This is a genomic window from Clostridium sp. SGI.024, assembly GCF_050315195.1.
GTDB lineage: Bacteria > Bacillota > Clostridia > Clostridiales > Clostridiaceae > Clostridium.
In genome coordinates, this window is sequence record NZ_JBNPON010000096.1 from 1 (window position 1) to 7699 (window position 7699).

Here is a 7699-nt window from a genome sequence, read left to right on the forward strand (position 1 = left end):
CATTAATATTCTAAAAGCTAATTATTTTGTTCATACTTAGTCCATGGAAAATTAACATTATTGATAATAGTTGCCCAAGCTGTATATATAGCTATATATAGCCAATAACTCACACTATCATTTTGAGTAAATCTTGTAAGAAATACTAAAATATCAGAAAAGAATACTCCACTAAATACTAAAGGAGTAAAGGTAAGTATTGAATTTATCCTATTTGTTTTCTTAGTTATTTTAAGCCTTACATTACATTTATCACATTTTAATTTATAAAATGGACTTATAAACATACTTTTCATTGTGCTATATTTAAATTTTTCTCCACACTTTGGACAAGTAGCCATATAAATTCCCCTTCTTAGAATTATATTAATTCTAATCTTTTATTTTATCTAAATACCCCTTTAATCTTTTACCATGAGCTCCAGCATATTCATTTGAATTTACAAAGTCTAAGAATTCTTCTTTTTCCATCCACTTATAGGAAATAGTTTCCCCTTCTTGAAGAATAATTGAATCTTTATCACAATCTACTATACATAAGTACCCATGATAAATTCTTTGATTTTCTTCATTAACAATATGATAAATTTCCTCTAAAGAAGTTGCAATAATCCCTGTCTCTTCCTTTAGCTCTCTAAAAGCACATTCTATTGGAGTTTCACCTTTTAAGGAACTTCCTCCTGCACTTGCTTCATATTTCCCAGGAAAAGTTTCCTTATTAAAATCTCTTTGCATTAATAAATAGCTACCATCTATATGTTTCACTAAAACTTCACAAACAAGATGATAAAATCCTTTTGGAATTTCTTCACCTCTTACTAAATCATAATTAGCCTTTGTTTCATCCTTATAATAGGCATCCCAAATCTCCATTGCTTACCTCCTTGTATTATATTTTCTATTATTATAATTTTACCATTTTTTATATAATATGTGAATTGAATCTATAATACAAAAATCCCGTATTGATAGTTTTTAACCAACACGGGAATACAAATCATTATTTATTTGTATTTAATAATACGGGTTAGAATCCACATCCTCCATTACAGTTATTGGAGCCACAACAGTTATTATTCCTGCAGCATCTACAACATCTACAACATCTTCTACATCTTCTACATCTATTACATCCAAAATTATTATTACATCCAAAGCAATTATTAAATCCAAAGCAATTATTACATCCAAAAAACATATAAATACCCTCCTTATTTGTATACTATAATATATTCATTGCATTACAAATTGTTCTATTATGTATCTCTTTTAATTTAAAAATTTATAAAAATTTGTTCATAGGGTAATATTTTTATAAATTCTCCTATAATAAAAAATACCCCATACGCTAGATATTATCTCTAGCATATAGGGTACTTAATCTAAGCTACTCATTATGATTAAATTTCAATCTTTTATCAAAACTAGTCATCCTTTTCTCTGCAAATTTTATGTTTCTCCATTAACTTAATTACAGATTTATAAGACAAATAGCTAGCAAAATTAAAAACAAATACCATAATATCTATAACTAATAATCCTTTAATAAAACTTATATTAGTTATAGGATTAAATAGTATAGCTAACAATATTAGAGCTATTCCTAAAGCATATACGCTTATTTTTTTTTTATTATTGCTTATATTAATATACTTTTTTATTTCTTCCTTATAATTCTCATCATCATATTCAAATTTATAGTTATTAATCATATTATTTTTCATAATTCTCACCCAAATTTACCTTTTTAAATTTTACACCTTCTTATTTAATAACTAATTAAATTTCAAATTTATATTTGAATATCCCATTACCATTACTATGACTAACTTAAATATTATAAATTTAAGTTTTTACTAAATAATATCTTTAAATCTTTAATTCCTTGCAAAATTTCTTCTTTGGAAAAATTATTTTCTAATAAATCCTCATTACTTTTTTCTAATAATTCTTCATAAAAATCAATTCCAACTTTATAATTTGCTTCAGACTTATTTTTTTCTATTTCTTCAAAAAGAACATTTTCAGCTTTATTATATTCCTTTTTAGCAATAAGACTTTTTAAAATAATCCTAAGAATTTCAGATGATCCTGTATCTTCTAAATTAACTACTAGCATTTCTTCTCCCTCCTTATTATGTATACTATGATTTTATTTTCATTAATCCAAGTATTTCTTCTCCATACTTTTCATATTTCTTTTCTCCCATTCCTCTTATACTTAAAAGCTCTTCCTTTGTTTTAGGAACTTTATTTGCAATCTCCATAAGAGTAGAATCTGAAAATATTATATAAGGTTTTATTCCTTGAGAATTAGCCTTATCTTTTCTCCATAGTTTTAATTTATTAAATAAATCTTTATTAATTATCTTCTCTTCAATATCTTCACTAAGTTTACATATAACCTTTTCTTGTGATTTCAATACTCGTATTGATCTTGGATTTAATTTTAGCATAGAATAAGTTCCATCCTTTAAGCTAACATACCCTAGTTCTATCAAAGTTTTAATTAAATCCCTTATAAATTTACTACTATACTCTTTCATTATACCAAAAGTTGTTAATTTATTTAAGTTGTTTTGAATAATTTTAGGTCCAGTAAATCCTCTAAGTATATCTATTAATACTGATGTTCCATATTTTTCTCTACTTCTATAGACACAAGATAATATCATTTGGGCTTCTATTGTAAAATCTCTAAGTTCCTCATTACTTAAACAATTACTACAGTTGTTACAATAAGGCTTTACATTTTTATCTCCAAAGTAATCTAATATATAACTTCTATAACAATTTTCATATTCACAAAAGTCAATCATTCCTTGAAGTTTTTTAATTTCTATTTCTTTTCTTGTACTTCCTACAGTAGTATAAATTAAATATTCCAAGGTTCTTATATCATCTCTATTATATAAAAGGTGGCACTCTGTTCTTTCCCCATCTCTTCCTCCTCTACCTATTTCTTGATAGTAGCTTTCTATATTTTTACACAATGTAAAATGTATTATATATCTTACATTTGATTTATCGATTCCCATACCAAAAGCATTAGTTGCTATCATTACATTATAATTATCTTTTAAAAATTCATCTTGATAATAATTTTTTTCTTCATCCTTAAGTCCACCATGATACTTTGCTATAGATAGTCCCCTTTCTTTTAAATAATTATATAAGCCATCAACTTCTTTTCTAGTAGCACAATATATTATTCCACTTTCATCTTCATGACCCCTTATATAATCTTTAACAAACTCAGCTTTATCTTCTTCTTTATGAACAGAAATAGCTAAGTTTTCTCTATCAAAACTACCTAAATATGTATATGGACTAATTAACCCAAGTAAGTTTAAAATATCAGACCTAACTTCCTTTGTTGCTGTTGCTGTAAAAGCTGTTACAACTGGTCTAACTCTTAAGCTATTAACAAATGGTAATATATATCTATAACTTTTTCTAAAATCATGTCCCCACATAGAAACACAATGTGCTTCATCTACTGCCACTTGACTTATCCAAAGTTTTCTAAGCATCTTATTAAAATATTCATTTTCTAACCTTTCAGGAGCTATATATAAAAGCTTAATTTTACCTTCATAACACTTAGTTAATATTTCTTTAATTTCATCTAAACTTTGTGTACTATTTATATAAGCAGCACTTAATCCAATATCATTAATAGAATCTACTTGATCCTTCATTAAAGATATTAAAGGAGAGACAACTAAAGTTATACCATTAAAAATTAGTGCAGGAATTTGATAACAAACAGATTTTCCACCTCCTGTTGGCATTATACAAAAAGTATCAACTCCATTTAAAATATTATTTATTATTTCAAATTGTCCTTCCTTAAAGGAGTTATATCCATAATATTTTTGTAAAATTTCCATTGCTTTATTTATAATGTTAATCACTCCTTTCTTCTTAAGATTTTACCATATTTTTTAAATATTAAACTCTAAATTATATAATAATATTTCATTATATAGAGGCATATTATTAGTATTGCTTTAATATTCTTTGTAATTCTATTTGTTCAGTTTGTCTATGTAATTCTTAAAAATGATATTGAGAATAAAAATAGCAGTAAATACTTTAACATATCTACTGCCATAATAATCTAATTAACGAATTAAGCCTTATATACCTATTGATCTAATATATCTATAAGTTTCTTACTTTCTATATTAGTTAAACCAAACTTTCTTGTTACTTGTACTAATCTTTCATATAATTCTTCTACTTGAATTACCCCTCTTAAATAATTACTTATATCATTTCTAACTTCTAATATTATTTGAAGTGCCTCTATCCTATCATCATTAGTTAATTCATTATTTTCTATTGATCTGTATAATATATATCCACATACAGAACATAATTCAACATAATCAATAACAGTACTATCAGATATTTTACTTAACATATACTCTATTTCCACAGATGAATATTTAGTATAAATATCATTATTTATATTAAAGTGAACTGATGCATTTATAAATTCATCCTTAAGATCACTAGTAACCTTTTTATTTAAGTAATCTAAAACTATACTATATATAATAGTGTCCATCTCTGTCTCCCCTTACTTTAATCCTCTAATTATAATTTATCATATTATAGATGATTTTTAAATTATATTTTCGCATTATTTTCAAAATTAATAATATTTGTTACCTTTACTTTTGTAAATTATAGGTATATAATTATTATAAGAAAAGTTTTTACTATCGCGGGATGGAGCAGTTGGTAGCTCGTCGGGCTCATAACCCGAAGGTCGTAGGTTCGAGTCCTTCTCCCGCAACCAAAAAGGAGCTGTTCACTATTTTTAGTGCAACAGCCCCTTTTTATTATACTCTTTTTATTATACTCTTTTTAGGTACTCTGCTGTAATTGTATTTGAGCTTTCCACCATCTCTTTTGGAGTTCCTTCAAATACAACCTTTCCTCCATTTGTTCCACCATCTGGTCCTATATCTATAATATAATCTCCTTGCTTCATAACATCTAAATTATGTTCTATTACAATAACGGTATTTCCTCTATTTACAAAGCTATCTAATAACTTCATTATCTTTTTTATGTCAGCAGCATGTAGACCTGTAGTTGGTTCATCAAGAACATAGATATTTCCCTTTTTATCCATGTATTTTGCTAGTTTTAAACGTTGCCTTTCCCCTCCTGATAATGTTGATAGTGATTGTCCTAATGATAAGTATGATAACCCAACTTCATTTAAAGCTTTTATATGTTTATAAATCTTTTTATTATCTTTAAAGAAATCCATTGCTTCTTCAGCAGTCATATTTAAAATTTCAATTATATTTTTCCCATTATACTTATATGACATTGCCTCATCATTAAATCTTTGTCCATTACATTTTTCACAAATAGTAGTTACTGGGTCCATAAATACTAATTCTGTTACTATTACTCCTCTTCCCTTACATTCAGGACAAGCTCCATCACTATTAAAAGAAAATAATCCTGGTTTTACATTATTTATCTTTGCTATTTCTTTTCTTATTTCATCAAAGAAACCTAAAAATGTTGCTGGCGTTGAACGTCCTGTTGCTGTTATTGGAGATTGATCCACAAGGATAACTCTATCTTCATATTCCTTAGCAAAAACATCTCTAATTAATGAACTCTTGCCTGAACCTGCAACCCCTGTTACTACTGTTAAAACATTTAAAGGAATATTAACTGATACATCTTTCAAGTTATGAATATTAGCATTTTTTATTGGTAAATATTCCTTTGGAATCCTTGGATTTTTCTTTATTTCTATATTTTCCTTCATTGCATTTCCTGTTAAGGTATTAGAAATTAACAAATCTTCATAGCTTCCTTGGAATAATATTTCTCCACCATTTTTTCCTGCTAATGGACCTACATCTATTACTTCATCTGCAATACTAATAATATCCTTATCATGCTCAACAACAAGTACAGTGTTACCCTTATCTCTAAGACTTTGTAATAACTTAATCATACGATATACATCTCTTGGGTGCATTCCTGTACTAGGTTCATCAAAAATATATATCATTCCAGTTAAGGAGCTTCCCATATATCTTACTAACTTTAATCTTTGTGCTTCCCCCCCTGACAATGATGAGGATTCCCTACTCATACTTAAATATGGTAGTCCTATATCTATCATTCTTGTTAATGAAGCTTCTAAGGATTCTATTATAGTCGCTGCTCTATCATCTTTAATCTTTCTTAAAAATTCTCTTAATTCAATAAATTCCATATCACAGATTTCAGAGATATTAACACCATTTATTTTACAGTTCAAAACATTTTCATTCAATCTTTTTCCATGACATACTGGACATTCTTTTTGTGATATTAATTTTTCTAAACGTTTTGTAGAATAATCCCCCATATTAGAAGTATCTCTTTTTAAAACAAGTCTTGATAAATGATTATATAATCCTTCTACCTTCTTATTTACTCTTTCCCCATCTTTTTCATAGGAGCCATAAAGTAATAAATTTCTTTCTTTATCTGAATAATCTTTTAATTTTTTATCTGGATCAAACAACTTAGATTCTACATATTGTTTAAAGTACCAATTACCTGGATGGAAAGCTGGCAAATCAACCATATCTTCGTTCCATGATTTTTCTTCATCTAGTATTTTATAAACATCTAATTCCATTACATTTCCTAAGCCTGAACAATTCATACACATTCCCTTTGGATCATTAAAAGAAAAATAAGATGCTGTTCCTACATAAGGTGTTCCAATTCTAGAATATAATAAACGAATGGCTGAATACAAATCACTTATTGTTCCAACTGTGGACCTTGCATTTCCTCCTAATCTTGATTGATCAATAATAACTGAAGCTGATAAATTATCTATGTAATCAACCTTTGGTTTCTCATATTTAGGAAGTCTTCCTCTAACAAAAGCACTATAAGTTTCATTCATTTGACGTTGACTTTCTGCAGCAATAGTGTCAAAAACTATACTTGATTTTCCAGAACCTGATACTCCTGTAAATACTACTATTTTTTCTTTTGGTATCTCTAGTGATATGTTCTTCAAATTATTTTGATGTAACCCTTTAATTATTATGTTATTCCTCATTTCTCTCTCCTTTTAATTTTTTTACTTATTTATATCAATATAATCTTCTTTTAACATTCCGTATAAATAATAATCACAATAAGTATTTACCATTTTCCCATTACGGATAAGCCCCTCACGTTTAAATCCTACTTTTTCAAGAGTTTTATATGATGGGATATTTAATATATGCACATCTGACCATAATCTCTGTAATTCTGTTTTTTCAAAGCAGAACTCAACAACTGAGGATAATGCTTCTGCCATAAGCCCATTTCCATGATATTCTGCAGATAACCTAAAAGCAACCTTTGCCATTCTATCATTTTCAATTAAATATACCCATAATTCACCAATAACCTTATTATCATCTTTATTAACAATTCCTAAGTGAAAGCTTTTTGTTTTTCTTTCTTTTTTCTCAAATATAAGTTCAGGATTTAAATCACTTTTACTTGGTCTTTTCCCCCAATACTTATATATTGATTTATTGGGTAGCCATTCTTTTAAATCATTAACATCAGTAGGCTTTAATACTCTAAGTATAAGCCTTTTTGTTTCAAGAACTGGTTTCTCATTAATATAATCTTTTAAGCTCATATTAATTCTCCC

Annotated in this window: 9 protein-coding genes and 1 tRNA gene; 1 reads left to right on the forward strand and 9 read right to left on the reverse strand. The window is 27.1% G+C overall.

The window, feature by feature from the left end; genetic code table 11:
* Positions 1-17: 17 nt before the first annotated feature.
* The 7 genes from ACQRD5_RS16160 to ACQRD5_RS16190 all read right to left on the reverse strand — a co-directional run bounded on the left by ACQRD5_RS16160 (position 18) and on the right by ACQRD5_RS16190 (position 4576).
* A complete protein-coding gene (locus ACQRD5_RS16160; protein ID WP_294170155.1) occupies positions 18-341 on the reverse strand; it encodes a hypothetical protein in 324 nt (107 codons plus the stop codon).
* A 31-nt stretch (positions 342-372) separates the two neighbouring features.
* Positions 373-873 carry an NUDIX hydrolase gene (locus tag ACQRD5_RS16165; protein WP_294170158.1) on the reverse strand — a complete coding sequence of 167 codons (501 nt, stop codon included), beginning with the start codon at positions 871-873 and terminating at the stop codon, positions 373-375.
* A gap of 141 nt (positions 874-1014) precedes the next feature.
* Positions 1015-1191: a hypothetical protein gene (locus ACQRD5_RS16170; protein ID WP_294364540.1), complete on the reverse strand. Its 177-nt coding sequence runs from the start codon at positions 1189-1191 to the stop codon at positions 1015-1017.
* Positions 1192-1424: 233 nt separating this feature from the next.
* Entirely contained in the window at positions 1425-1724 is a 300-nt protein-coding gene (locus ACQRD5_RS16175) for a hypothetical protein (protein WP_291631077.1), read from the reverse strand.
* A 113-nt stretch (positions 1725-1837) separates the two neighbouring features.
* Positions 1838-2119, reverse strand: a complete 282-nt coding sequence (locus tag ACQRD5_RS16180; RefSeq protein ID WP_291631076.1) for a DUF6483 family protein — start codon at positions 2117-2119, stop codon at positions 1838-1840.
* Between the two features lie 25 nt (positions 2120-2144).
* The gene (gene recQ, locus ACQRD5_RS16185) at positions 2145-3893 is read right to left on the reverse strand and encodes a DNA helicase RecQ (RefSeq protein WP_291631074.1); all 1749 of its coding nucleotides are present in this window, start codon (positions 3891-3893) and stop codon (positions 2145-2147) included.
* A 257-nt stretch (positions 3894-4150) separates the two neighbouring features.
* Positions 4151-4576: a hypothetical protein gene (locus tag ACQRD5_RS16190; protein ID WP_291631072.1), complete on the reverse strand. Its 426-nt coding sequence runs from the start codon at positions 4574-4576 to the stop codon at positions 4151-4153.
* A gap of 158 nt (positions 4577-4734) precedes the next feature.
* Between ACQRD5_RS16190 and ACQRD5_RS16195 the strand changes: the two genes are divergently transcribed.
* Positions 4735-4810, forward strand: a tRNA-Met gene (locus ACQRD5_RS16195).
* A 57-nt stretch (positions 4811-4867) separates the two neighbouring features.
* Here the strand turns inward: ACQRD5_RS16195 and ACQRD5_RS16200 are convergent.
* Both ACQRD5_RS16200 and ACQRD5_RS16205 read right to left on the reverse strand, forming a co-directional pair.
* Positions 4868-7108 (reverse strand): excinuclease ABC subunit UvrA, encoded by a 2241-nt coding sequence (locus ACQRD5_RS16200; protein WP_291631070.1) that lies wholly within the window; start codon positions 7106-7108, stop codon positions 4868-4870.
* Positions 7109-7129: 21 nt separating this feature from the next.
* Positions 7130-7699 (reverse strand): GNAT family N-acetyltransferase (locus ACQRD5_RS16205; RefSeq protein WP_427747046.1); only part of this gene is annotated, 570 nt, incomplete at its 5' end.